Origin of the sequence: Streptomyces chattanoogensis, assembly GCF_001294335.1 — a bacterium.
Classification (GTDB): domain Bacteria; phylum Actinomycetota; class Actinomycetes; order Streptomycetales; family Streptomycetaceae; genus Streptomyces; species Streptomyces chattanoogensis.
Window position 1 is genome coordinate 200,115 of record NZ_LGKG01000163.1, and the last position, 25,067, is coordinate 225,181.

The following is a 25,067-nucleotide window of genomic DNA, read 5'->3' on the forward strand; positions in this document are numbered from 1 at the left end:
CGGCGTTCCTGCGCCTGCACTTCTGGCGCGCCGGCCTCGTCGCCCCCGCCCGCCAACTGACCATCCGTCACGAAAAACGGCCTCCCTGCCTGCTCGTTCCAGCAGTTCGGAGCCTACGTGACGTGGCCGGATGCGGACCGTGCCGCTCCGGCACGGCGGGCGGCCCGCACCGGCCACCGGCCATCGGACCGGCACCGGCCACAAAAAATCCCCGGACCGAATTGACGGCCGGGGTATTTCCCTGCGTATATTGGGCGCTTGTCCACCTTGAATGAATTCAAGGAAGCTAACCACCTTTCAAGTGCACTCTATCCGAGCGGGGCTGAATTGTCAAACGTGCCGACCGAGGAATTGCAAAAGGAGCAGGAATTCATCGGCCTGCTCCACGACCGCCTCACCGAACTGCGGGACATCGCCGAGTCGACGGTGCAGAACGCCCTGCAACCTGCGGGGAACACCCATCAGGCCCGGTTGGAGCGCAATGTCCTGGTGGCCGAGCAGTCCGGCCTCCTAGCCGCCTTCAACGCCGGCGAGAACGGCCTCTGCTTCGGGCGCCTGGTATTCCGCGACGGCCGCGATCACCGCATCGGCCGTATCGGTATCCGGCGCGATGACGCGGACCGTACGCCGCTGGTCATCGACTGGCGCGCCGAAGTCGCCCGTCCGTTTTATCTCGCCACCGGGCACACCCCGATGGGCTTGCGCCGCAGACGGCACATCACCGCCGAGGGCCGGCAGGTCACCGCCCTGCACGACGAAATCCTGGACCTCACCGACACCGCACGCACCGGCCACGAGGGATCCGACGCGGACGCCGTACTGCTGGCTTCGCTGGACGCGGCGCGCACCGGACGGATGCACGACATCGTGCAGACCATCCAGGCCGAACAGGACCGCATCATCCGCGCCCCGCACGGCGGCGTCCTCGTCGTCGAGGGCGGCCCCGGCACCGGCAAGACCGTCGTCGCGCTGCACCGCGCCGCGTACCTGCTGTACGCGCACCGCGAGCAGCTGGCCCGCCGCGCGGTGCTGATCGTCGGGCCCAACCCGGCGTTTCTCGGCTACATCGGAGAGGTGCTGCCCTCGCTCGGCGAGACCGGTGTGCTGCTCGCCACGCCCGGCGAACTCTTCCCGGGGGTGACCGCGACCGGCACCGACACCGCCCGCGCCGCCGAGGTCAAGGGCGATGCGGCCATGGCGGCGGCCCTCGCGCGCTTCGTGACGGACCGGCAGACGCTGCCCGGTCCGGCGATCGTGCTCGACCACGACGACGGTGAGCTGGTGCTGGACGCGGACCTGGTGGACGAGGCCCGGCGCCGCGCCCGCGAGACCCGGCTGCCGCACAACCTCGCCCGCCCCCACTTCGCGTTCCGCGTCATCGACGCGCTGACCGCCCAGCTGGCCGAACGGCTCGGCGCGGACCCGTACGGCGGTCCCAACCTCCTCGGCCCCGACGACATCGCCCAGCTCGGCAAGGCGATCGCCGCCAGCCCCGACGTGCACGCCGCCATCGAGGAGCTGTGGCCGACGCTCACCCCGCAGCAGCTGGTCGCCGACTTCCTCGCCGACCCGGTACACCTTCCGGAGGCCGACGCGGACGCGATCCGGCGGACCGGTGACGCCCGGAACGCCTGGACCCCGGCGGACGTCCCGCTCCTCGACGAGGCGGCGGAACTGCTCGGCGAGGACGACTCGGCGGCCCGCGCCGCCGCGGAGGCCGAGCGCCAGGAGCAGATCGCCTACGCACAGGGCGTGCTCGACCTGTCGTACGGCTCCCGTACGCAGGAGTTCGAGGACCGTGACGACGAGGAGTCGGAGGTGCTGGCCGCGCACGATCTGCTCGACGCGGAGCGGCTCGCCGACCGGCACGAGGAGGCCGATCACCGCAGCGCCGCCGAACGCGCCGCGGCCGACCGCACCTGGGCGTTCGGGCACATCATCGTGGACGAGGCGCAGGAGCTGTCCGCGATGGCCTGGCGGCTGCTGATGCGCCGCTGTCCGACCCGCTCGATGACGCTGGTCGGCGACCCGGCGCAGACCGCGGAGCCGGGCGGCTGCGGCACCTGGCGGTCGGTCCTCGAGCCCTATGTCGGCGACCGCTGGGAGCATGTCCGGCTCGGCGTCAACTACCGTACGCCGACCGAGATCATGGAGATCGCGGCGGAGGTGCCCCGGTCCGCGGACCCGTCCTTCGAGCCGCCCCGCTCGATCCGGTCGACGGGCATACGGCCCTGGGCGCGGCGCACCGACGCCGACGGCCTGGCCGGTGTGGTCGCCGAGGCCGCCGCACGGGAGACCCGCGAGGAGGGCCGCCTTGCGGTGATCGCCCCGCGCGCATGGCACCAGGCCCTGTCCGCGGCGCTCCCGGCCGCCTCCGCCGGCGCCGCGCCGGATCTGACGCGCCCGGTGGTCCTGCTCGATCCCCGGCAGGCCAAGGGGCTGGAGTTCGACGCGGTGATCGTGGTGGCGCCGGACGAGCTGGGGGCGAGCGATCTGTATGTCGCGCTCACCCGGGCGACGCAGCGGCTGGGGGTGGTGCATACGGGCCCGCTGCCGACGGGGCTGGCGGGCCTGGCCGCGGTGAACTGAAGGCGGCGAGGCCGGTCAGGCGCAGCACCAGCACCCCGACCAGCAGGCGATCGGCGTCTCACGGACGATGTGCTGCTGGTCGGCCTCCCTGCGGCGGCGGTCCTCCTCGCGGACGCGGAGGCCGACGATGTGTGCTCCCAGGACGACGGTGAGGGCCGCGACTTCCTCGGGCTCGGCATGGCCCCGGTCGATCCGCAGCGGCACCTCGGGAAACTCGTCCGGAGTGTCTGTGCAGGTCACAGCCTCGACGCTAGGAGCGCCCACGGACCGTGTCGCGCGGGAGATCGGTCCGCGTGGGCCATTCGGGTGAGCAACCGGTGGGCGGCCGGTGGCGTCTCGGGGCGCCACCGGCCGCCGGTGCCGGCAGTCCGGGTCAGCCGCAGTTGCCGCTCGTCGGCTTGTCCTCGAAGCGGTCGGCCAGCCAGTCGGCGGCCGGGGCCGCCCCCTGGATCGCGGCCTCGGCATGCTCGCCGAGCAGGACGGGGTTCCACTGGACCGTGGCGCCCCTGCCGCACCAGTCGGCCCGCAGCTGCTTTCCGAAGGCGTACGGGATCAGCAGGTCGACCGTGCCGTGGTAGAGGTACACGGGCGCGTCCGGCGTGCGGGTGCCGACGTCGGAGGCGTGCAGCTGGCGCTGCCAGTCCGGCTGGGCCAGGGGGTTCTTGACGGTGACCTCGGAGAGTCTCTTGAAGAGCCCGGCGACCACATCGACGCCCGCGCAGTTGTTCTTCATGTAGTCGACGTAGCGCCGGCCCCTGTCGTTGAGGTAGTTCTCCAGGTGCAGCTCGGGGAAGGCGGCGTTCTGGCCGGTGGCGGCCATCAGGATCAGCCCGGCGCCGACGTTGCCGTCGTGGTGCTCGGCGAGCCTGAGCAGATCGGACGGTACGCCGCCGGCTGCGGTGCCCTTGACCCGAAGTTCGGGAGCGTAGGACCGGTGCAGTTCGGCGGCCCAGCCGCCGGCCTGGCCGCCCTGCGAGTAGCCCATGATGCCGATGGGTGACTTCCGGGTGACGCCGGCCGCGGCCGCTTCGGGCAGCCGCAGGGCGGCGCGGGCGGCGTCGAGGACGGCCTGGCCCTCGGCGCGTCCCACGGTGTAGGTGTGGTCGCCCGGGGTGCCGAGGCCCTCGTAGTCGGTGACGGCGACCGCCCAGCCGCGGTTGATGAGCCGCTGGATGAGGGCGGCCTCCACGGTGGTGCCCTTGGGGAAGCCGGCCGAGGGGGCGCAGGAGTCGGCGAGCCCGACGGTGCCGAGGGCGTAGCTGATGAGCGGGCGGGGGCCCTCCTTTCCGTCCTTGGGGACGATGACCGTCCCGGAGACGGTGTTGGGGGCGCCCTTGGCGGTGGTGGAGCGGTAGGTGATGTGCCAGGCCTGGGTGTTGGTGGGCTGACCCGGCGTCGGGTGGAAGGAGCTGGGGGACGACGAGACGATGTCGCCGGGTCTGCCGGCCGACCGACTGCCAGCTGCCGACGTGCTGCCGACTGCCGACTGACTGCCGACTGCCGATCGGCTGCCGGTTTCCTGGCCGCCGGTGAGGCCTGGCGTCAGGGACAGGGCAGCGACGGCGGTGAGTGCTGTGGCGCGTAGGTGCATGCGGCTCTCCCAACTGACTCGGGTGCCAGGATGGTTGGGGCGACCGTAGTGACTCGCCGGTAAGGAAGGCGCTGACCGCGACGCTCAGCTTTGTTGACCCGTTGTCCCATGGCAAAAGGGTTGCTCCATGTGGCGGAGGGGGTGCCGCATGGCGGATCCTGTTCCCTCACGAGGGGTTCAGTGACCCAGTGCGCGTCCCAGCCGGCCGCGGTGTGCTGGGCGCCGAAGTGCACGGGCAGCGGCCAGTAGCGGCGGGATCCGGACGGCTGGGGCAGCGGCACGGCGTCGATGCCGTGCCGTTCGTCGCCGCTCAGCGCGGCCCGTACATGGTGCATCGGATCGTCGCGCGGCTCACACTCATGGCCCGCACGGTAGCCGTGAGCGACGAGGTCAGCGGTCGCGACGGTGCTCCGAGGGCGGCGGTGGCGGCGCGCCGTGGGAAGGAGGCCGGGGCGCCGTACGCGGCGGAGTCGGCACCCCGGCCTCCTGGTGTGGCCTCAGCAGATCCGCGGCAGTTGTTCGCCGACCGGCAGATCCACCACGCGCGTACCGCCGAGCGAGGTGTGGGCGACCACCATTCCGGGGTGTGCCTCGACGGCCTCGCCGATGACCGCGGCGCCGGCGCCCAGGGGGTGGGTGCGCATCGCGTCCAGTACGGCGTCGGCGTGTTGCCGCGGGACGAACGCCACCAGCTTGCCCTCGTTGGCGACGTACATCGGGTCGAGGCCGAGGACGGCGCAGGCGTTGGCGACGGTGGGCGGGACGGGGACGGCGCGTTCCTGGAGGGCGATGCCGGTGCCGGAGGCGGTGGCGATCTCGTTGAGGGCGGCGGCGAGGCCGCCCCGGGTGGGGTCGCGCAGGGCGTGCAGGTCCGGGGTGACGGCGAGCATCGTCTCGACCAGGCCGCCGAGGGCCGCGCTGTCGCTCTCGATCTCGACGCCGAATTCCAGGCCTTCGCGGACGCTCATGATGGCCACGCCGTGGACGCCGATGTCGCCGCTGACGATGACCACGTCGCCCGGTACGACGCGCTGGGGGCGCAGGTCGACACCGGCCGGGATCAGGCCGATGCCTGCGGTGTTGAGGTAGATGCCGTCGCCGTGGCCCGTTTCGACGACCTTGGTGTCGCCGGTGGCGATCTCGACGCGGGCGGTGCGCGCCGCCGCGCCCATGGCCTCGGCGACGCGGGCGACCACCGGCATGTCGATGCCCTCCTCCAGGATGAACCCGCAGGAGAGATAGGCGGCCCGTGCGCCGCTCATGGCGAGGTCGTTGACGGTGCCGTTGACGGCGAGGTCGCCGATGCTGCCGCCGGGGAAGAAGAGCGGGCGGACGACGTAGGAGTCGGTGGAGAAGGCGAGGCGTACGCCGCCGAGGGTGACGGCGGCGGAGTCGCCGAGCTGGGCGAGGTGGTCGCCGCCGAAGGCGGGGGCGAAGATCTGCTGGACGAGTTCGGCGGAGAGGGCGCCGCCTCCGCCGTGTCCCATGACGATGCGGGGCTGGTCGCGCAGCGGGGCCGGGCAGGTCCAGCCGGAGAGGTCCAGGGCGGGCGGGGAGGTGTCAGGCAACGGGGCTCGTCTCCAGCTTCGTGGGTGTGGCGCCGAGTCGGCGGTAGAGGTAGTAGGCGGCGCAGGCTCCTTCGCTGGAGACCATGGTGGCGCCGAGCGGGGTGCGCGGGGTGCAGGTGGTGCCGAACGCCTCGCATTCATGGGGTTTGATCAGGCCCTGGAGGACTTCGCCGCTGCGGCAGGCGGCGGGTTCGCGGGTGGCGATGTCGCCGACCGCGAAGCGGTGTTCGGCGTCGTAGTCGCGGTAGCGGGGGGACAGCCGCCAGCCGCTGGCGGGGATGGTGCCGATGCCGCGCCAGGCGCGGTCGGTGACCTCGAAGACGTCGTCGAGCATGGCCTGGGCGGCCGGGTTGCCCTCGGTGCGCACGGCGCGCGGGTAGGCGTTCTCGACGGTGTGTTCGCCGCGCTCCAGCTGGCGGACGGTGCGGCGGATGCCCTCGAGGATGTCCAGCGGTTCGAAGCCGGTGACGACGATGGGCACCCGGAAGCGTTCGGCCAGGTCCGGGTATTCGCCCATGCCCATCACGCTGCACACGTGCCCGGCGGCCAGGAAGGCCTGTACCCGGCAGCTCGGCGAGGTCATGATCGCCTCGATCGCGGGCGGGACGCGGACGTGCGAGACCAGCAGGCTGAAGTTGGGGATCCGGTGCTTGCGGGCCTGGTAGACGGTCATGGCGTTGGGCGGGGCAGTGGTTTCGAAGCCGATGCCGAAGAACACCACCTCGCGGTCCGGGTTCTGGCGGGCGAGCTTGAGCGCGTCGAGCGGGGAGTAGACGACCCGTACGTCGCCGCCCTCGCTGCGCACCCGGAACAGGTCGCGGTCGGTTCCGGGGACCCGCAGCATGTCCCCGAAGGAGCAGAAGATGACCTCGGGGCGGGCGGCGATGTCCAGGGCCTTGTCGATGACTTCGAGCGGGGTCACACAGACCGGGCAGCCGGGGCCGTGGATCAACTCGACGTCGTCCGGGAGGAGTTGGTCGATGCCGTGCCGGATGATGGTGTGGGTCTGGCCGCCGCAGACCTCCATCAGGGCCCAGGGGCGGGTCACCGTGGCGCGGATGTCGTCGAGCAGCCGCCGGGCCAGTGCGGGGTCCTGGAACTCGTCGAGGTACTTCACTGCTGCGCCTCCCGCGCTCGGTCACTCAGGGCGGGCCCCGGCAGGACGCCCGCCTCGGTGGCGGCGGCCTCCCAGGGATCGCCGAACTCCTCCTGCAGCAGCCCGAGTTCCTCGAAGAGGGCGAGCGTCTGCCGGGCCGATTCCTCGTCCAGGCGCTGGAGCGCGAATCCCACATGGACGATGGCGTACTCGCCGACCGCGAGGTCCGGTACGTATTCCAGGCACACCTCCTTGACCACGCCGCCGAAGTCGACGGTGGCCATCCGGGTGCCGTCCCGTTCCTCGATGTCCACCACCTTGCCGGGTACCGCCAGGCACATGGGTCTCTCCTCGTCGTGCTTGTCGTTCTCGTTCGTGGGTGCGGTGCCGGGTACAGCCCGCCTCATCGGGGTCCGTCCGCCACGCGCGCCGCCACGACGAGCTGGCCGAGGGCCAGTCCCCCGTCGTTGGGCGGGACGCGGCGGTGGCGCAGGACGGTGAGGCCGTCCTGGCGCAGCAGCCGGGCGGTGGTGCCGGCCAGCAGGGTGTTGGCGAAGACGCCGCCGGTCAGGGCGACGGTCTCCAGGCCCGTACGCGCACGGGCCAGGGCGCAGCAGCGGCGGACGAGCGCGGCGACGGCGGTGTGGAAGCGGGCCGCGATCAGCGCGGGTGCGGTGTCCGCGCGGAGGTCGTCGACGATGGCGGCGAGTACGGGGGCGGGGTCGGCGGTGGCGGGTGCCGCGGGGTCGGCGGCGTCGAGGGCGAAGGCGTAGCCGGGGCCGTGGTCGTCCCCGGCGGTCAGCGCCGCCGCCTCGAGCTCGACGGCGGCCTGGGCCTCGTATCCGGCGTGGTGGCACACGCCCGCCAGCGAGGAGACCGCGTCGAAGAGCCGGCCCATGCTGGAGGTGGGGACGCAGTGGAGGCCGCGCTGGAGCTGCCGCTCCAGCAGCCGTCGTTCGTCCGGCGGGCAGGCCGCCACCGGGGGCAGGTCCGGGGACGGGTCGATGCCGGCGGCGCGCAGGTGGGCGAGCGCCATCCGGTACGGGCGCCGGACGGTGGCGTCGCCGCCGGGCAGGGGGACGTAGCTCAGCCGTGCGAAGCGCCGGTACCCGGCGTAGTCGGCGAGCAGGATCTCGCCGCCCCAGACCGCCCCGTCGTCGCCGTACCCGGTGCCGTCGAAGGCGACGCCGATGACCGGCCGGCGGCCGTCGAGGCCGTGTTCGGCCATGGCGGACGCGATATGGGCGTGGTGATGCTGGACGTGCACCACCTCCCGTGCACCTGCGTGGCGTTGGGCCCACTGGGTGGAGCGGTAGCCGGGGTGCCGGTCGGCGGCGAGGAGGCGGGGCCGTACTCCGGTGACCGTCCCGAGGTGGTCGGCGGCCCGGTGGAAGGCCTGCTGCGTCGCCAGGTCGTCCATGTCGCCGATGTGCGCGGACAGCCAGGCCCGCCGCCCCTCCCCCAGGCACAGCACGTTCTTGAGGTCGCCGCCGGCCGCGAGGGCGGGCCGTACGGGCACCGGGAGCGTGACCGGCAGCGGCGCGTAGCCGCGGGAGCGCCGTACGAACAGGGGCTGCCCGTCGCAGATGCGGACCACCGAGTCGTCGCACGGGACCTGGATGGGGCGGTCGTGGGCGAGCCAGGCGTCGGCAAGGTGCGCCAGGCGCCGCAGGGCCTCGTCGTCATCGGTGACGATCGGCTCGCCCGCGACATTGCCGCTGGTCATCACCAGCAGCCGGGGCCCGGGAGGATCGCCGGGGAGGCCGAGGAGCAGGTGGTGGAGGGGGGTGTACGGGAGCATCACGCCGAGGTCGGGGCTGCCCGGGGCGACGGCGGGGGACAGCCCCGGCACCGGGTCGGGGGTGCGGCGGCGCAGCAGGACGATGGGCCGTACGGGGCCGGTGAGCAGGGCGCGTTCCTCGGCGGAGATGTGTACCAGGGTGTCGAGGTCCGTCAGTTGACGGGCCATCAGGGCGAAGGGTTTGTCGCCGCGGTTCTTGCGGCGGCGGAGAAGGGTGACGGCGTCGTCGTTGGCCGCGTCGCAGACGAGGTGGTAGCCGCCGAGTCCCTTGACGGCCACGATCGCGCCGTCGGTGAGGAGCCGGCGGGCGCCGGCCAGGGGGTCGCCGCCGGGGCTTCCGGGCTGCGCGCCGGTCAGGCGCAGCCGGGGGCCGCAGTCGTGGCAGGCGAGGGGCTGGGCGTGGAACCGGCGGTCGGTCGGATCGGCGTATTCCCGTGCGCAGCGGGGGCACATGGGGAAGCGGGCCATGGTCGTCTTCGCACGGTCGTAGGGCAGTGCGGTGACGATGGTGAAGCGGGGGCCGCAGTGCGTGCAGGTGAGGAAGGGGTGGCGGTAGCGGCGGTCGGCCGGGTCCCGCAGTTCGGCGAGGCAGGCCGCACAGGTGGCGGTGTCCGGGGAGACCAGGGTGCGGGAGGGGCCGTCGGCGCGGGAGGGGAGGATGGCGAACCCGGTGCCCCCGGTGGCGGCGATGTCCTCGCCGTGGACGGCCTCCACGACGGCCAGCGGCGGTGCGTCACCGCCGATCCGCACCCCGAAGCGCGCGACCGCGGCCGGCGGGCCCTCGACCTCGGCGACGACGCCGTCGGCGGTGTTGGTCACCTGCCCGGTCAGGCCCAGCTCGGTGGCGAGGGTGTGGACGAACGGCCGGAAGCCCACGCCCTGGACGACTCCGTGCACGGTGATCCGGCGGCGTACGGCGGCCGTCGCGGGGGCGGCGGATTCGGCCTGCCGTACCGTCATGAGCCGCTCTTGGCCAGGGAGTCGGTGACGGAGGCGGGGTCCACCACGGAGGCGGGCTCGTGGTGAGGGTGGTGCTGCCGGGCCATCACCGGGGTGTGCACCGGTGCGCCGTCGCGCGCCGCCAGCGCCCGGTCGAGCAGGGCGCCGTCGCCCTCGCCGCGCCGGGCCGAGGTGCACACGATCTCCACGCCGGGGTTGATCCGCTCGACATTGGCGCGGAACGCCGCCTCGTCGAAGCCGACGGCCTCGGCGATATCGGACTTGGTCACCACGACCAGATGGGCGAGCCCGAAGGCGGTCGGGTACTTGAGCGGTTTGTCCTCGCCCTCGGTCACCGACGCCAGGGCGACCCGGAGGGTCTCCCCCAGGTCGTAGGAGGCCGGGCAGACCAGGTTCCCGACGTTCTCGATGAACAGCAGCCGGGTGTCCGGCGGGAGCCAGCCGTCCAGATGGCCGCCCAGCATGCCGGCCTCCAGGTGGCACAGGCCGTCGGTGAGCACCTGTTTGACCGGCACACCGGACCGGGCCAGCCGCCGTGCGTCGTTCTCGGTGGCCAGGTCGGCGGTGAGGGCCGCCACCGGGACGCCGCGGTGCCGGGCGAGGGTCAGTTCGCGCTCCAGCAGGGCGGTCTTGCCGCTGCCGGGGCTGGAGAGCAGGTTGACGACCGCGGTGCCCCGGGCGGCCAGGTCCTCGCGCAGTGCGCGGGCGCAGGCGTCGTTCTTGGCGAGGACGGCCTGCTGCAGGTCGACGACACGGCACATGGTTTCAGCGCTCCTGGTGGGTCGGTACGGCCGACGGGGCGTCGTGCCAGCTCACGCTGACGATCTGTAGTTCGCGGCCGGACAGCAGCTCGGTGCGCGTCCCGCCGCACACCGGGCAGCTCAGCTGCGGCGGCATGCCCGCCGCCCAGGTGTGTGCGCAGGGGCCGCAGCGGGCGCGGGCCGTCACCGGCTCCATGACGAGTTCCGCGCCCTCCAGCACCGTTTCCGTACAGGCGAGTTCGAAGGAGAACGCCAGGGCGTCGGGGACCACTCCGGCCAGTTCGCCGACCTGGACCCGGACGCTGCTGACCGCCCTGGCCCCGGCGGGCCGGGCCGTGATCTCGACCTGGTCCACGATCGCCAGCGCGATGGACATCTCGTGCATCGGTGTCTCTCCGGTACGGGAACGGGTACGGCAACGACCGCGCCCGGCCCATTAGACGGCGCGGCCACCGGGCGGCAGGGGTGCCTCGCCGGGGCGGCCCGGTGGCGTCCGCCGTTCGGTGCAGCGACGTCCCGTCACCGGGCCCGGATGTGTCACATGACCGGATGCGTCACATGGACCGGATGCGGAGGTACCGCTTGAGATCGGGGAAGACGACCTTGGCGGCGGCGGCGAGGGCGACGGCGGCTGCTCCGCCGAGGATGAGCTTCAGCATGATGTCGGGTTTCCTTTCAGTGGTGGGTGGCGCCGGTGGGCGGCCGGGTGTCGTCGGCGGCCGGCTCCGCCCCGCCGACCAGCCGCAGGATCAGCCGTACGGCCTCGTCGACGGCGGCGGCCACCGGCTCGCTCAGCCCGATGCCTTCGTCGAGATCGGCGGGTTCGCAGCCGACGACCAGGACGCGTTGCGGGCGGCTGTCGCCGGTGCCCGCGCTGAGCGTGTCGAGCAGCGCGAGCACGCTGTCCGGGGTCATGTGGTGGCCGTCGATCGCAGGTGGCCGCGGGGCGGCGGGGTCCGGGTCGGTGGCGTCGAGGAGGTAGACGGTGCCGGGGGCGCCGCCGCGCGCGGAGGCGTCCACGAGGAGCACCGTGTGGTAGCCGTCCAGCATCTGGTAGGCGAGGTGCACACCGCGGACACCGGCGTCGACGACCTCGACATGGCCGGGCAGCGGATGCTCACCGAGCCGGCGGACGGCCTCGACGCCGAAGCCGTCGTCGCCGAGGAAGATGTTGCCGACACCGGCGATCAGCGTCCGTGTCGGGGCGGGAGGGGTGCCGTCGTTCACACGTCCTCCAGGGGAGCGACCTCATCGGGCTGGAAGTACAGGAACCGGCCCTGCTCGCGCCGGATGTCGGCCCCCGGGTCGCCGTCCACGGTCACCGCGAGATGCACCCCGCCGTCGACGTCGTGCAGTACGGCTTCGACGTGCGCGGTGCGGCCGTGCAGAAAGAGGTCCTGGGCGTCGGTACGGCGCTTCCCGGGGCGCAGCAGCACCCGGCTGCCGGCGCCGACCGGCCGCCCGTCGACCGTGACGCGGTCGCGTGCCGGATCGACGCTGCGGTCGCTCGCCGGGTCCCACCAGGGGGTCTGGGGCTGCGCACCGGGCACGGCGGGGGCCGGGTCCTCGGGCGTGGCCGGTGCCTCCCCGGTGACCTCGCGCAGTGCGCGTACGGCGCCGTGCAGCCGTTCCAGGACCTCCGGCGGCATCGAGTCGGCGAGGTCGATGACCTCGGCGGCCCGTGGGTCGGTACCGCGCGCCTCGCGTTTCTCCTGGTCGGTGAGGGCGGCGGTGCGCAGGGTGAGGATCTCGTCGATCTCCAGGGCGTCGTAGAGCGCGCCGGGGCTCTCGGGGGCGATGGCGGGGTGGTCCTCCAGGATGATCGGGGAGGACAGGAGCACATCGGTGCGGCCGGGCCCGCCGGCCAGTACGGGCCAAGTGTGCTCGTTGCGGCAGGCGGCGACGGCGGCCCTGGCCCACTCCGGCGGATCGGTCATGGACAGGAACGATCCGGTGTCGATGCCGAGCAGGAGGTGGGCCGCGACCAGCGCGCGGGGCAGTGCGGCGTCCCGGTCGGCGGGGCCTTCGGGGGTCCAGGTGCTGGTGTTCTCGACGGTGGCGGTCAGCCGCAACGCCGCGTAGGGGCCGTCGAGTTCGCGGGCCGTGACCGTCAGCCGGCCTTCGGTCTCCTGGCGGCGGCGCACCAGCCGCCCGACGAGCCGCCCGTCCGCGTCGTGGACCGGCTCGGTGTGCTCCTGGGCGGGCAGGGAGAACGGGAGGGTGTGGCCGGTGCCGAGGAGTTCGGTGACGTCGACGGTGCAGGTGACCCGTTCCTCGACGCCCTCGTCCCAGGGGACCAGCACCCGATCCGGCAGTTCGAGTTCCTCGACGGTCTCGTATGTGCCGTCGGGGAGCAGGCGTTGGACCGTACGCCGCTGTGCCTGCAGGAACCGCAGCTCGGCGGAGAGGCGGGCGCCGGAGCGCGGCTCCAGCAGGCATTCGGTGCGCTGGGCGGAGGGTTCCCCGCCGTCGGCGCCCCAGCCCGGCGGGACGAGGACGCCGAACTGCCAGCGCAGCCGGTTCTTGGCGGCGGAAGCGCGGTACGGGTAAAGCACATAGCCCTCGAACAGCACCGCGTCGGCCACCTGGCGGGCCGCGGCGAAGGAGGCCGCCATCGTGTCGGGCAGGACGCTGGTGGTCACGGCGCGGTCCTCTCGGTGACGGGGCGGGCGGCGGCGAAGGGGCGGGGCGGCGGGGCCGGGTCGGCGGCGCGGGCCGTGGTGAGCAGCGCCTCGGCGGTCGCGTCCCAGGAGGGCAGCGCATGCCGCGACCGGAAGGCGAGCAGCGCGTCGAGGGTCGCGCGGGAGAGCCGCAGCCAGCCGCAGCCGGGGAAGTGCTGCTCGGTCATCTCCTGCCACACGGACACCGGCATCCGCAGCAGGGCCTCTTTGTCCCAGGGCACCGGTGAGACGCTGAAGCCGCCGGGTCCCGCGAACGCCGTGCCGGAGAACAGCAGGCGCAGCGGGACCTCGCCGTCGCGCAGCGCGTGGAAGTAGCGGGCGGCGGCCACGTCCATGTCGTAGGTGCAGGGGACGGGGAGGTCCACCTCGGTCATGCCGGTGAAACCGGGGACGACAAGGGAGACCTGGGCGAACTGGAGGGGGTTGAGGCTGCTCCCCCAGCGCGAGCGCTCGCCGAACAGGTCGGTCAGGCCCTCGGCTTCGTCGGAGGCATAGCCGCGGCGGGCTGGTTCGATGCGGATCTGGCAGCGCAGCGCGAGGGCGTGCACCCGGGCGGGGTCGGCGGCCGTGATGCGCAGCCGGAAGACGAGGGTGGGCCCGGCGGCGTAGGGATCGGCGCGGACGCCGGTGCAGTCGAAGGAGAGGTCGGTCACGGACGGTCGTCCTCCCTCGGCGCGCGGGCGCGGCGCGCGATCCGGCCGAAGAAGTCGGCGAGGGCGGCGCGTGCCTCGGCGCCGCCGTCGAAGCCCTGCCACAGCAGCCGCATCCGGCCCACCAGTTCGTAGCAGACGTCCACGGGCACCAGGTAGCAGTCGACCGAGCCCTCGAAGCGGCGCACCAGCAGTGCTTCCACGTCGGGTGCGAGGAGGCCGGCGAGGGTGGTGGCGCCGAGGACGGTCTGCCAGGTGCCGGGGTCGAGTTCGCTCTCGGTGGCGCCGGCCGGGCTGGGATAGAACGCAACCAGCCGGTCGAGGTCGGTGTTCTTGAGGAAGAAGGCGACACCGACGGGGATCTGGAGGAGGTTCCAGGTGGTGTCGTCGAGGGTGTGGCCCGGGTCGGCGAGATAGCGGTCCGGGACGGTACGGAAGCGTCCGGCGCCGGGCCGTTCGAAGAGCAGCGCACAGGGGGTGCAGGCACATGCGAGCGCGCGGCGTTCGGTGTCGACGAGGTGGCGGTGGGAGGGGTCGGCGAGCAGTGCGCCGCACAGTTCGCAGCGTTCGGGGGCGGGTGGTCGCGGTGCGCGGAATCTGCGCAGGCCCCGGGGGGCGGGGGGTGCTCCGGGGTGCGCGGGCGCGGTGGGCCGGGCGCTCACGAGGCCGTGGCGGCGGTCGGCGGGCGGCGGGAGATCTGCAGCAGCGGCGGCTCCGGCGCCGCCGTGGCCGTGTCCAGCCGCACCGAGGTCACCTCGGGCGCGAAACAGGACAGGGCGTTCTCGATGGCCTGCTGGGCCGTCTGCGCCGTGCTCGGGCAGCCGCAGCCGCCCGGGGACGTGGACCGCAGCCGCAGCACACCGGTGTCCGGGTCGAAGCCCTCCGTCTCGACGGGATGCCGGGCCCGGACGGTGTCCAGGGCGCGGCCGATCCGGGTCGTGACGTTCTCGGGGTGCAGATCGTGCAGCACCAGCATGGAGGCCACCAACTCATCGCCCAGCAGGGCGAGTTGCTGGCCGTCGCCGATGAGCCGCATCACCCGGGCGAGGCCGGCGCCGTAGAAGTCCATCAGGGCGCGGACGAGCTCCTCGGCGGCCGCAGCCGCTGCGGTGGCCTCCTCGTCGCCGCTGCCCGCAAGCCGGTCCAGGATCTCCTCGACGCGGCGGCCGGTCGTCCCGGCGTCCGGCGCGGCGGCCGGGGCGGAGGCGGGGGCGCTCATCCGGCCAGTCCGCTCAGTCCGGTGGGCACATGCATCTTCTGTACGGACTTGCCGTCGCCGACGTACATATGCACACCGCAGGGAAGACACGGGTCGAAGCTGCGCACCGTGCGCATGATGTCGATGCCCTTGAAGTTGTCCGGGGTGTTCTCCTCGAAGATCGGGGTGTTCTGGACGGCGTCCTCGTACGGGCCCGGGGTGCCGTAGGAGTCGCGGGTGCTGGCGTTCCAGGGGGTCGGCGGATAGGGGTGGTAGTTGGCGATCTTGCCGTCGCGGATGACCATGTGGTGCGACAGCACGCCGCGCACCGCCTCCGTGAATCCGCAGCCGATCGACTCGTCCGGCACCTCGAACTTCTCCCATGTCTGGGTGCGTCCGGCGCGTACCTCGTCCAGGCCCTGCTCCGCGAAGTGCAGCGCCATGGCGGCCGCGTACGCCTGGAAGTAGGTCCGGGCGCGGTTGCGCTCCAGGGCGTTGCTCCACTTCGGGATCTTCCATTCGAAGCGGGCCTCGGGCTTGGTCATGCTGCGCGGCAGGTCGATGACGACGCTCTGGCCGGTGGCCTTGACGTAGGGGGTGTCGACGAGTCCGTTCAGCGCGGTGGACCACAGCCGGGCGATCGGGCCGCCGCCGGTGTCCAGTGCCAGGTGCTCCTTGCCGTCGAACCACCGCGGCGACATCACCCAGCTGTACTTGTCGTTGAAGTCCCGCTTCTGCGGGGCGGGGATGGTGTGCTGGTTCCAGGGGTGGCGCGGGTCGACGGGGTTGCCGAGCGGGTCGTGGGTGACGAACTGCTCCTGGCCCTCCCAGTCCTGGTAGTAGGAGCTGCCGAGCAGGATCCGGATGCCGAGGTTGATCTGGGTGAGGTCGTTGGTGACCAGTTTGCCGTCGACGATGATGCCCGGGGTGACGAACATCTTGCGGCCCCAGTCCGTCATGTTGCGGTAGGTGAAGTCGCAGTGTTCGGGGTCGTTGAGCGCGCCCCAGCAGCCCAGCAGGATCCGCCGCTGTCCGACCTGTTCGTAGCCGGGCAGCGCCTCGTAGAAGAAGTCGAAGAGGTCGTCGTGGAGCGGCACGACGCGCTTCATGAATTCCACGTAGCGCATCAGGCGGGTGAGGTAGTCGGTGAACAGCTGGACGCTGGCGACCGTGCCGACGCCGCCCGGGTAGAGCGTGGAGGGATGCACATGGCGGCCCTCCATGAGGCAGAACATCTCGCGGGTGTAGCGGCTGACCTGGAGCGCCTCGCGGTAGAACTCCCCCTCGATGGGGTTGAGGGCGGTCATGATGTCGGCGATGGTGCGGTAGCCGTGGTCGCCGGCGTGCGGGGCCTCCGTCCGCTGGGCGAGCTCCCACACCCCCGGATTGGTCTCCCGGACCATCTTCTCGCAGTAGTCGACCCCGACCAGGTTCTCCTGGAAGATGTTGTGGTCGAACATGTACTCCGCGGACTCGCCGAGGTTGATGATCCATTCCCCCAGGTGCGGCGGCTTCACCCCGTAGGCCATGTTCTGCGTGTACACCGAGCAGGTGGCGTGGTTGTCGCCGCAGATGCCGCAGATCCGGCTGGTGATGAAGTGCGCGTCGCGGGGGTCCTTACCGCGCATGAAGACGCTGTAGCCGCGGAAGACCGACGAGGTGCTGTAGCACTCCGCCACCTGCTTCTGCTTGAAGTCGATCTTGGTGTGGATGCCGAGGCTGCCCACGATCCGGGTGATCGGATCCCAGGACATCTCCGTCAGACCGCTGCCGTCACCGGCCGCCTTTGTCTTCGGTGCCATCGTGTGTGCCGTGCCCTTCTTTAACGCGCGGGAGGGAGGGTGGGTCTGAGGCGAGGGGGCCTGACGCGTGGGGGGTCCGCTGCGTGCGGGGCAACGGATCCGACGGGGTGCCGGAGCGCCGGGGTGCGGTCCGGTCCGGACGGCTCCGGGCGCGGGCTACCGCCGGGTTACCAAGGGGACCGGTAGCCGGTGGTCAGCTTGTCACCGCGGTGGCGCCACTTGGGCTCGTGGTCCACGGTTCTGGCGGTGATGTCACGCAGACGGCGGATGACCTTGCCGTAGGTGGAGCTGGCGGTGACGGACACCGTCGCGCCCGGCGGCTCGTCCATGAACGGCATGAACATGTCGGGGAAGCCGGGCATGGTGCAGGCGATGCAGATGCCGCCGACGTTCGGGCAGCCGCCGATGCCGTCCATCCAGCCCCGCTTGGGCACGTTGCACTTCACCACGGGGCCCCAGCATCCGAGCTTCACCGAGCACTTGGGCGAGTCATAGCTGGTCGCGAACTGCCCTTGTTCGTAGTACCCGGCCCGGTCACAGCCCTCGTGCACGGTGTTCCCGAAGAGCCAGGTCGGCCGCAGCTGGTCGTCCAGCGGGATCATCGGCGCCGAGCCCGCCGCCTGGTACAGCAGATAGGTGAGCGTCTCGGAGAAGTTGTCCGGCTTGATCGGGCAGCCGGGCACACACACGATCGGGATCCCGGCCTTGGACTTCCAGTCCCAGCCCAGGTAGTCGGGCACGCCCATCGCGCCGGTCGGGTTGCCGGCCATCGCGTGGATGCCGCCGTAGGTGGCGCAGGTGCCGATCGCGACGACGGCCAGTGCCTTGGGGGCCAGCCGGTCGATCCACTCACTGGTGGTGATCGGCTGACCGGTCTCGGGGTTGTCGCCGAAACCGCACCAGTACCCTTCCGGCTTGATCGACTCATTGGGGATGGACCCCTCGACGACCAGCACGAACGGGTCGATCTCGCCGCGCTCTCCCTTGAAGAACCACTCGATGAACGTGTCCGCGCCCTGCACCGGACCGCACTCGAAGTCGATCAGTGGCCAGTGGACCTGGATCTTGGGCAGGCCCGGCAGCGCGCTGAGCGCAATCTCCTCGATGCTGGGCTGGGTCGCCGCGGTCAGCGACACGGAGTCGCCGTCGCAGCTGAGGCCCGCATTGATCCAGAGCACATGAATCGGGGGCTCGTCCTCACCGGGCGGGCTCCCGTTCGCGTGCGCACGGTCGGCGGCGGTCGGCGGTGCTGCATCCATGGGGATGCCTCCTCGCAGGGGCGCGGTGCAGGGGGTGTACGGGTGCAGGGGTACGCGTCAAAAGCCCGATCGACGGCTTTCGATCCCCTTCGTAACACCGATCACCGCGTCCGGAGCGCACACACGGTCCGTTCCAGTGACGGGGGCGTGGCGCGGGCCGCGGGCCCCCTCGGCAGGCGCCGCCGGGCGGTCTCCCCGCGCCGCGGACGGTCCGCGTCACCCGTATCACCTGATTGGGCCCACCGCCGCCCGGACCCGCTTCCCCATGGATGCGCTCCCTGCCCGCCGGCGCCCCGGCGACCCGGCACTCCCCGCAACGGCGGATGCGGGCGCCGCACCGGGTCCGGCCCGGACCCATGGTGCGACGCCCGCGTACGAAGCCTCTCCTTGCGCAGCCGAGCGCGCGGCCACGGCCACGGCCACGGCCACGGCCACGGCCACCAGGAGTGTCTTCCGCTACCCGGCCGTGGCGAACGTCAGCCCAGCGACCCGGCCTCCACCGTCGACACGTCGAACGCTCCGCCGCACACCCGCAGCCCGCCGCTGCCGGTGGTCATCGGCTCCTTGGAGCCGGGCGGGTAGACGAAGACCAGCTGGGACTTCTTCCAGCACGGCGTGTCGGAGACACCGTCGTTGACCGTGTGCAGTACGGCGTGCGCGCTCTGTCCGGGCTGCAGACGGACGGCACCGCCCGCGGAGCCCGAGCGGGTGGCGGGCTTGCCGACGGTCGAGCCGTCGCGCAGGATCAGCGAGACCCCGGGGAAGCCGCGCAGCGAACAGGCCGTCTTGCCCTTGTTGGTGAACACCAGGGGGATGTGGATGTTGCCCGCACCGATGTCCGTGCGGCCCAGGCGCAACGACATGTTGTCCGCGGTGCAGCGGTCCGGGGCGGTCATCGCCGAGGGGCGCGACTGCGACGGGCCGGGGGCGTGGGACGAGGGACCCGAGGCCTCGGCGGAGCGGCCCTGACTGCCGGACGGGCGCGGGTTGTTGCCCGACGGCGGGGTGTTGCCCGACGGCTGCGCGCCGTGACCGGGGTCCTGGCTGGTGGCCGCTGCGGGCGCGGAGACCGACGAGGAGCGGGACGCGGAATCCGTCCCGTTCTGGCAGGCGGTGAGCGCGAGTGCGGCGACGGCGATCAGTGAGCCGGCGGCGACCCGGCGGCCGCGGCCGAGGGTTGTGGTGGTGAGCGACATCAGTCTCCCCCTCGTCTGGTGATTGCGTACCCTCGCGGGGTGGGGTGCGCACGGTCGGACCGTTCTGCTTCCAGCGTGACCCCGAGGGCTGCCGGTCCGCTAACGAGGCGCTAACGCACCGCTAACGAGCCGGAGCGCCCGGCCTGGCGCCGCTCAGGCTCGCAGAAATTCCCCCCGGCGCCCCGCCGCTCCGGTCCGCTACGGGTGACATTGACGGGAACCGGGCGGAAACGGGGCGGAAAGCCGAGAGCACGGGAGCCGGCGCGGAGCCGGAGGTCACCGGCAAGGCACCAGCGGGCGCGGGACACCCGGCCCCGTGGACGACCGGAACGCCGCGCACAACCCCGCGTCCTGCGCAAGGGCCTGACCGCACTCGTCGAGCTGCTGGATCTCCGCGATACGGACCCGCCGCACGGTGACGCCCGGCACGCGGAGCTGGTGGAGGCGGTGGTCCGCGGCGACGGGGAAGCGGCCCGGGCGCTCCCTGGAGACCGAACTCGAGGCCACCTTGCGGGAGTTGCCGGGGCGGTAGTCCCGGCCGGACGTCCCGGCGCTCCGTCCCGGCGGCATCGGGTGCCGGGCCTCGCGGCCCGGTATGTGCATACCGAATGTTTCTGTCGCGGACGCTGTCCCCATGCCGGACGATACCGCGCACCGCGGAACATGATCCTCGTCACCGGCCCTGCCGGACCCGGCCCGACGAGCACCGTCGGGCCTCCGCCGCGGGGCCGCACCCCTCCGGAAGTCGGACAGGAGCGCCGAATTTCCTGCGGCACCCCTGAAACCCGAGCCAGTAAAAACCATATGGACGGTATTTTTTGGCGTCCGAAAACGGACTGATCTCCCTAAGTCAACGCAATCGCAGTTATCACACCAAAAACCTCAAGGCGCCGTCGCATCCACCAGCGCCCCGGCCTTGATAGCGGCATCGAGTGCCTCGCCCCGTTCCGGGTCGAGATCCAGCTTCGCGAGAATCGCCGGCACCGCAATGCAGGGCAGTGTGTGCTGATGCAAAACGGTGACCCGGCGATTGAGATCGGTTCTGTTCGCCAGGGTTTGGGACATCAACTGGATCCCCGCAAAGGCACCGACATACAACTCGGCCGTCTCACGAATAACCACGCTTTTCAGGACTTCGCCACGATCCCTCGCCTCCCCCAGCACCCCTTCGACGAACTGCGTCCAGGAGATCATGGACCGCTTGCGGTCAAGGTGGTTGGAGCCCTGTTCGACGGCCAGCCGGGCCGCCCCGCGCTGGATCGGGTCGCTGCACAACCGGTGCGACAGCACCTGTGTCACATCGACGAATTCCTGCAATTTGATCGGCTGCGGCTCCACGGCAATGTCCAGCACATGCTCGTCCAGCACGGCGAGCGCAAGCGCTTCCTTGGAGGCGAAGTGGAAATACAGGGCGCCCTTGGTCACGCCGGCGCGTTCAAGAACTTCGGCAATGGTGGCCCGGTCGTACCCACGGTCGTCGAAAACCGAGGCCGCCGCCTCCAAGATCAATCGCCGGGTCCGGATCGCGCGATCCTGTTGCACCATCGGGACGCCTCCTGTCTGTCGAAGTGTGCCAAGGGGGCAATGCCTGGTCACTGCTCCCGTCGTCTTCAGATCAGGTATTTACCATTTTTCGGCGCCCAGCATTGAAAAGAAAACCGGATGGTACGTATCTTAACAGCGTTCGCGTTCGACACCATCCGTCAGATGCCTGGGGGCAGCCATGAGCGACACGATGTACGTCGATGGCACGGTTCGGCCAAGAGCCCTGCACTCGGTCCGACCGGCTCCGGACCCACGAGCCGTACCGCGCCCTCGCCGTGACGTCGGCGTCCCCGGGGAATTCGTGCACCGCCCCGCCACCGAGGACATTCTGATCACCGCGTGGAACCGGCTGGACGACAGCCGTTTCTCACTGACCGCCCGGTGGCCCCACGACCACCGGTACTTCACTCCGCACCACGGCCACCACAACATCGTGCTCGTCGGCGAGACGATCCGGCAGGCCGCACTTTTGCTCTCGCACACGGAGCTCGGCGTGCCCGTCGGCCACCACTTCGTCCTCACCGACCTGGTCTACACCACACGCCCCGAACATCTCGCCGTCGACGGCCGGCCCCGGCAGCTGACGATCGAGGCCGCCCTGACCCACACCCGCATGCGGGTCGGCACGCTGGTCAGCTGCCGCATCGACATGACCTTCCGGGCGGCGGGCCGCACCGTCGCCACGGGCCACACCCGGTTCAGCGTCACCACCCCCGCCGTCTACCGCCGGATCCGCGGCGAACGCCTTTCGGCGCGCCGGGCCGACAGCCCGCTCCCCGCGCCGGTACCGCACTGGCTGACCGGCAGCCGCACGGACAGCGAGGTCCTGCTCGCCCCCGACGGCCAAAGCGACCGCTGGCTGCTGCGCATCGCACCCGGCCATGCCGCGCTGGTGAACCCGGCGAACGACCATGTGCCGGGGATGGTGCTGCTCGACGCCGCCCAGCAGGCCACCCGCGCCCTGACCGCGCCGGGGCCCTTCGTCCCGTACGCCTTCAGCACGGAGTTCCACCGCTACGCCGAACACAGCGCACCCTGCGAGATCGCAGCGCGGCGGCTGCCGTCCGCCGTCCCCGGGACCACCACGGTCGAGGTGACCGGCCATCAGCAGGGAGAGCCGGTGTTCACCTCCCTCCTCACCGCGCCGGAGCGGCACCGCTGAACCGCGCACGTCCCCAGAAGCACCCTCCCGCAGGTCACGAGGTACCACGAGGCGTCGAAAACCGGCCACGGCACGCATCCGTACGAGACAGTGGCGCGAACGAGCAGCTCTTCGCGCACCACCACGGCAGACAGGAAGGCGCCCCATCCCACCATGGGTGATCTCAACGGAAAGACCGCGCTGGTCACCGGATCCAGCAGAGGCATCGGCCGCGCCATCGCCCAGCGCCTCGCCCGGGACGGTGCCCTGGTCGCCGTTCACTACAACAGCGACGACACCGCGGCCAAGGAAACACTCGAGAGCATCAGAGCCGCCGGCGGACAGGCATTCGCCCTACGCGCGGAACTCGGGGTACCCGGTGACGCCGCGGACCTGTTCGCCGCCTTCGACACCGAACTCGCCGCGTACGGCGGCGAACCCGGCCTCGACGTTCTCGTCAACAACGCGGGCACCAGGTTCCGTGCGCGCATCGACGAGGCCACGGAAGAGGACTTCGACCGCACCATCGCGGTGAACGTCAAAGCGCCGTTCTTTCTCATCCAGCACGGTCTGCGCCGGATGCGGGACGGCGGACGCATCATCAATGTCTCGTCGGCAGTGACGAGAATCGCGCACCCGCCGCAGATCGCCTACAGCGTCTCCAAGGGCGGGCTGGAAACTCTCACCCGCACGCTCGCCAAGGACCTCGGCGAGCGTGGGATCACGGTGAACGCCATCGCCCCCGGCTACGTGGAGACCCATGTGACCGAGGCGCGGACGGCGACGCCCGAGGGGCGGGCCGCGCTGGCGGCCTATTCGGTGTTCAACCGCCTCGGCAGCCCCGCCGACATCGCAGACGTCGCGGCCTTCCTCGCCTCCGACGACTCCCGCTGGATCACCGGCCAGTGCATCGACGTCACCGGCGGCTCCATGCTCTGACGCGGCCCGCGCACGGGATACGAGGCCGGCGCGCGCCGCGGTCCACCGTCCCGGACGGCCGCGCCGCGCTCCGCGGCTCAGGCCGGCGGTATCGGCCATTCGTCCAGGTTGCCGCCGCGCCATTCGACCAGCCGCGGGTCATCGAGCTGGACATCCCCGGCCGGTCCGGCGATGCCCGCGCGGCGGAGGAATTCGGCGACATCGCCCCGGCCGTGGGCCAGGCCGACGATCTGCCCCCGTACGGTCACGCGCCGGCCACCGGACGGTGTCGGCGGATGCACGATGACAGGCGGGTGCTCGGTCATGAGTCCAGCGTGCGCCGGGCTCCGTGCCCGCGCACGTCGAACAGCCGCGACGGCGGCCCCCACACCGGGGGCCGCGACCCCCGAGCTTTGAGCCTCCAAGCAGTCCCCCGTAGGCTGGTCTTGTGGTGACACCGACACCGGACGAACTGACGCGAGAGCTGCTCATCGCCTTCCGCGCGGTCATCGGCGCGTCCCAGACCCAGCTCAGGGAGACCCTCGACCGGCTGGGGCTGACGGTCCCGCTCGCGGATGCGCTGTGGGTGCTCGATCCCGCGCAGCCCGCGCCGTCGATGAAGACGCTGGCGGGCCAGCTGCACTGCGATCCCTCCAGCGCCACATTTCTGGTCACCCGCCTGGAACTGCAGGGGCTCACGGAGCGGGTGCCCGATCCGGCCGACCGGCGCTCCAAAACGGTCGAGCTGACGGACAAGGGGGCGCTGGTGCGCGGCGAGCTGATCGAGGCGATGGTGGCGCAGTCGCCGCTGGCGGCGCTGGGACCCGAGGACCAGGCGGCGGCCCTGCAGCTGCTCCGCAGGGCCCTGGCCCAGGCGGAGCGCCCGTGAGCGGTCCGCTGGAGTCACAGGAGTTCTCCCGGGACCCGTACCCGCTGCTCGCCGCCCTCCGGGAGCGCGGCCCCGTCCAGCGGATACGCACCGGTAACGGCCGCACGACCTGGGTCGTCACCGGGTGGACACAGGCACGGGCGGCGCTGGCCGACGGGCGGCTGTCGAAGAACACCGCCCGGTACTTCGCCGGCCGGCCGGCCCACCGGAATCTGGCGCCCGCCGTCAGCCGCACCATGCTCGCCACCGACCCGCCCGACCACGGCCGGCTGCGGAAGCTGGCGATGAAGGCGTTCACCCCGGCGGCCGTAGCCCGCCTGGAGCCCCGTATCCGGGAGATCGCGGAGGAGCTGGCCGGTGCGGTGGCCGCCGGCCTTGCCGCGCGCGGGACCGCCGACCTCATCGAGGACTTCGCCGTACCGCTGCCGATCGCCGTGATCAGCGAACTGCTCGGGGTGCCGGAGCGGGACCGGGCGGCCGTGCGCCGGTGGTCCAACACCCTGTTCGCCGCCGCCGATCCGGACGACGTCGTCGACCGTGCGTCGCACGAGCTGAGCGACTACATGACGGAGCTGATCGCGGCCCGGCGCGACTCCCCCGGGGAGGATGTGCTCAGCGGACTGATCGCCGCCCGGGACGAGGAGGACCGGCTGACGGAGCCGGAACTGGTCTCCCTGGCCGTGCTGTTGGTGGTGGCCGGCCATGAGACCACGACCAACCTGATCGGCAACGGCATGCTGGCCCTGCTCCTCGACGCCCCGCTCCGCGCGCGCCTGACGGCCGATCCCGGGCTGTTGCCGGGCGCGGTCGAGGAATTCCTGCGGTACGACGCGCCGCTCACCGTCGCCACCTTCCGCTACGCCACCGAGCCGATCGAGCTGGGCGGCGCCCGGATCGCGCCGGGCGACGTGGTGCTGGTCTCCCCCGGCGCCGCCAATCGCGATCCGGCACAGTTCCCCGCGCCCGATGCCGTACGGCTGGACCGGCCCACCGGCCATCTCGCGTTCGGTCACGGCCCGCACCACTGCCTCGGTGCGCCCCTGGCACGGGTGGAGGCACGCATCGCGTTCGAGGTGCTGCTGACGCGGCTTCCGGGGCTCCGGCTCACGGACGGGTCGGCGGGCACCGGCGCGCTCCGCTGGCGGCGGACGCGGCTGATGCGCGGCCTGGCGGAACTGCCGGTGACCACCTCGGAGCGCCGTCCGAGGTCATAGCCCGTACCCGTCCGAGGCCAAAGCCCCGTATACGGCGAACCGGCGCCGCGACTGCAGTGCGGCAGTCGCGGCGCCGGCCGATTCGGGGCCCTGCGGCGGGCTCGGCCTTCGTCTCAGCCTTCGATGCTGTGGCCGGAGAGGCGCTCGACGCCGCGCAGGAGGGCGGAGTGGTCGAGGCTGCCGTCGCCCTGGGCGCGCAGGGAGGCGA

General features: G+C 72.0%; 25 protein-coding genes and 1 pseudogene. 5 read left to right on the forward strand and 21 right to left on the reverse strand.

Translation table 11 applies throughout. The annotated features are described in order from the left end of the window. Positions 1-351 precede the first annotated feature (351 nt). Entirely contained in the window at positions 352-2,589 is a 2,238-nt protein-coding gene (locus ADL29_RS30635) for a HelD family protein (RefSeq protein WP_053926831.1), read from the forward strand. A 15-nt stretch (positions 2,590-2,604) separates the two neighbouring features. Here ADL29_RS30635 and ADL29_RS44685 read toward each other — a convergent pair whose 3' ends face one another. From ADL29_RS44685 to ADL29_RS30725, 19 genes are all read right to left on the reverse strand, one after another. Then, on the reverse strand, positions 2,605-2,829 hold the full coding sequence (locus tag ADL29_RS44685; protein ID WP_046924287.1) for an acyl-CoA carboxylase subunit epsilon: 225 nt from the start codon (positions 2,827-2,829) through the stop codon (positions 2,605-2,607). A 133-nt stretch (positions 2,830-2,962) separates the two neighbouring features. Next, on the reverse strand, positions 2,963-4,180 hold the full coding sequence (locus ADL29_RS30645) for a lipase family protein (protein WP_053926790.1): 1,218 nt from the start codon (positions 4,178-4,180) through the stop codon (positions 2,963-2,965). A 497-nt stretch (positions 4,181-4,677) separates the two neighbouring features. Continuing rightward, positions 4,678-5,748, reverse strand: coding sequence for a hydrogenase expression/formation protein HypE (hypE, locus tag ADL29_RS30650; RefSeq protein WP_053926791.1), 1,071 nt, complete (start codon positions 5,746-5,748; stop codon positions 4,678-4,680). Continuing rightward, positions 5,741-6,865: a hydrogenase formation protein HypD gene (hypD, locus tag ADL29_RS30655; RefSeq protein WP_053926792.1), complete on the reverse strand. Its 1,125-nt coding sequence runs from the start codon at positions 6,863-6,865 to the stop codon at positions 5,741-5,743. The genes hypE and hypD overlap by 8 nt, the downstream gene beginning before the upstream one ends. Continuing rightward, positions 6,862-7,185: a HypC/HybG/HupF family hydrogenase formation chaperone gene (locus ADL29_RS30660; protein ID WP_046930396.1), complete on the reverse strand. Its 324-nt coding sequence runs from the start codon at positions 7,183-7,185 to the stop codon at positions 6,862-6,864. The genes hypD and ADL29_RS30660 overlap by 4 nt, the downstream gene beginning before the upstream one ends. 62 nt (positions 7,186-7,247) lie before the next feature. Continuing rightward, positions 7,248-9,605 carry a carbamoyltransferase HypF gene (gene hypF, locus ADL29_RS30665; RefSeq protein ID WP_053926793.1) on the reverse strand — a complete coding sequence of 786 codons (2,358 nt, stop codon included), beginning with the start codon at positions 9,603-9,605 and terminating at the stop codon, positions 7,248-7,250. Then, entirely contained in the window at positions 9,602-10,366 is a 765-nt protein-coding gene (gene hypB, locus ADL29_RS30670; RefSeq protein WP_053926794.1) for a hydrogenase nickel incorporation protein HypB, read from the reverse strand. The genes hypF and hypB overlap by 4 nt, the downstream gene beginning before the upstream one ends. A 4-nt stretch (positions 10,367-10,370) precedes the next feature. Further along, on the reverse strand, positions 10,371-10,751 hold the full coding sequence (gene hypA / locus ADL29_RS30675) for a hydrogenase maturation nickel metallochaperone HypA (protein ID WP_046924293.1): 381 nt from the start codon (positions 10,749-10,751) through the stop codon (positions 10,371-10,373). A gap of 169 nt (positions 10,752-10,920) precedes the next feature. Next, complete coding sequence (locus tag ADL29_RS46750; protein WP_425424294.1) at positions 10,921-11,025, reverse strand: DUF6893 family small protein; 105 nt, start codon at positions 11,023-11,025, stop codon at positions 10,921-10,923. 16 nt (positions 11,026-11,041) lie between these two features. After that, positions 11,042-11,593 carry a hydrogenase maturation protease gene (locus tag ADL29_RS30680; protein WP_053926795.1) on the reverse strand — a complete coding sequence of 184 codons (552 nt, stop codon included), beginning with the start codon at positions 11,591-11,593 and terminating at the stop codon, positions 11,042-11,044. Further along, on the reverse strand, positions 11,590-12,981 hold the full coding sequence (locus tag ADL29_RS30685; RefSeq protein ID WP_211274421.1) for a hypothetical protein: 1,392 nt from the start codon (positions 12,979-12,981) through the stop codon (positions 11,590-11,592). Before ADL29_RS30685 ends, ADL29_RS30680 begins: the two co-directional genes overlap by 4 nt. Before the next feature lie 23 nt (positions 12,982-13,004). Continuing rightward, on the reverse strand, positions 13,005-13,700 hold the full coding sequence (locus tag ADL29_RS30690) for a DUF6084 family protein (RefSeq protein WP_053926797.1): 696 nt from the start codon (positions 13,698-13,700) through the stop codon (positions 13,005-13,007). Continuing rightward, positions 13,697-14,359, reverse strand: a complete 663-nt coding sequence (locus tag ADL29_RS30695) for a DUF5947 family protein (protein WP_053926798.1) — start codon at positions 14,357-14,359, stop codon at positions 13,697-13,699. Before ADL29_RS30695 ends, ADL29_RS30690 begins: the two co-directional genes overlap by 4 nt. Beyond that, positions 14,356-14,916, reverse strand: coding sequence for a NifU family protein (locus ADL29_RS30700; RefSeq protein WP_053926799.1), 561 nt, complete (start codon positions 14,914-14,916; stop codon positions 14,356-14,358). Before ADL29_RS30700 ends, ADL29_RS30695 begins: the two co-directional genes overlap by 4 nt. Continuing rightward, a complete protein-coding gene (locus ADL29_RS30705; protein WP_053926800.1) occupies positions 14,913-16,697 on the reverse strand; it encodes a nickel-dependent hydrogenase large subunit in 1,785 nt (594 codons plus the stop codon). Before ADL29_RS30705 ends, ADL29_RS30700 begins: the two co-directional genes overlap by 4 nt. A gap of 167 nt (positions 16,698-16,864) precedes the next feature. Beyond that, positions 16,865-17,956 carry an NADH-quinone oxidoreductase subunit B family protein gene (locus ADL29_RS30710; protein ID WP_046924300.1) on the reverse strand — a complete coding sequence of 364 codons (1,092 nt, stop codon included), beginning with the start codon at positions 17,954-17,956 and terminating at the stop codon, positions 16,865-16,867. A gap of 476 nt (positions 17,957-18,432) precedes the next feature. After that, positions 18,433-19,152 (reverse strand): DUF4232 domain-containing protein, encoded by a 720-nt coding sequence (locus ADL29_RS30715; protein WP_053926801.1) that lies wholly within the window; start codon positions 19,150-19,152, stop codon positions 18,433-18,435. A gap of 276 nt (positions 19,153-19,428) precedes the next feature. Further along, positions 19,429-19,755 carry a hypothetical protein gene (locus ADL29_RS30720; RefSeq protein WP_053926802.1) on the reverse strand — a complete coding sequence of 109 codons (327 nt, stop codon included), beginning with the start codon at positions 19,753-19,755 and terminating at the stop codon, positions 19,429-19,431. A gap of 279 nt (positions 19,756-20,034) precedes the next feature. Continuing rightward, positions 20,035-20,697: a ScbR family autoregulator-binding transcription factor gene (locus ADL29_RS30725; RefSeq protein ID WP_053926803.1), complete on the reverse strand. Its 663-nt coding sequence runs from the start codon at positions 20,695-20,697 to the stop codon at positions 20,035-20,037. A 190-nt stretch (positions 20,698-20,887) separates the two neighbouring features. On the opposite strand from ADL29_RS30725, the gene ADL29_RS30730 reads away from it, so the two are divergent. Next, positions 20,888-21,859, forward strand: coding sequence for a ScbA/BarX family gamma-butyrolactone biosynthesis protein (locus ADL29_RS30730; RefSeq protein ID WP_281181983.1), 972 nt, complete (start codon positions 20,888-20,890; stop codon positions 21,857-21,859). Positions 21,860-22,012: 153 nt separating this feature from the next. Beyond that, complete coding sequence (locus ADL29_RS30735) at positions 22,013-22,777, forward strand: SDR family NAD(P)-dependent oxidoreductase (protein ID WP_053926805.1); 765 nt, start codon at positions 22,013-22,015, stop codon at positions 22,775-22,777. Positions 22,778-22,854: 77 nt separating this feature from the next. Here the strand turns inward: ADL29_RS30735 and ADL29_RS30740 are convergent, their stop codons facing one another. Continuing rightward, entirely contained in the window at positions 22,855-23,082 is a 228-nt protein-coding gene (locus ADL29_RS30740) for a hypothetical protein (protein ID WP_053926806.1), read from the reverse strand. 122 nt (positions 23,083-23,204) lie between these two features. On the opposite strand from ADL29_RS30740, the gene ADL29_RS30745 reads away from it, so the two are divergent. Next, positions 23,205-23,645 carry a MarR family winged helix-turn-helix transcriptional regulator gene (locus tag ADL29_RS30745; RefSeq protein ID WP_053926807.1) on the forward strand — a complete coding sequence of 147 codons (441 nt, stop codon included), beginning with the start codon at positions 23,205-23,207 and terminating at the stop codon, positions 23,643-23,645. Further along, complete coding sequence (locus ADL29_RS30750; RefSeq protein WP_053926808.1) at positions 23,642-24,859, forward strand: cytochrome P450 family protein; 1,218 nt, start codon at positions 23,642-23,644, stop codon at positions 24,857-24,859. Before ADL29_RS30745 ends, ADL29_RS30750 begins: the two co-directional genes overlap by 4 nt. Before the next feature lie 113 nt (positions 24,860-24,972). Here ADL29_RS30750 and ADL29_RS45610 read toward each other — a convergent pair. Next, positions 24,973-25,067 (reverse strand): annotated as a pseudogene (locus ADL29_RS45610) (2-hydroxy-3-oxopropionate reductase); the annotation flags it as partial.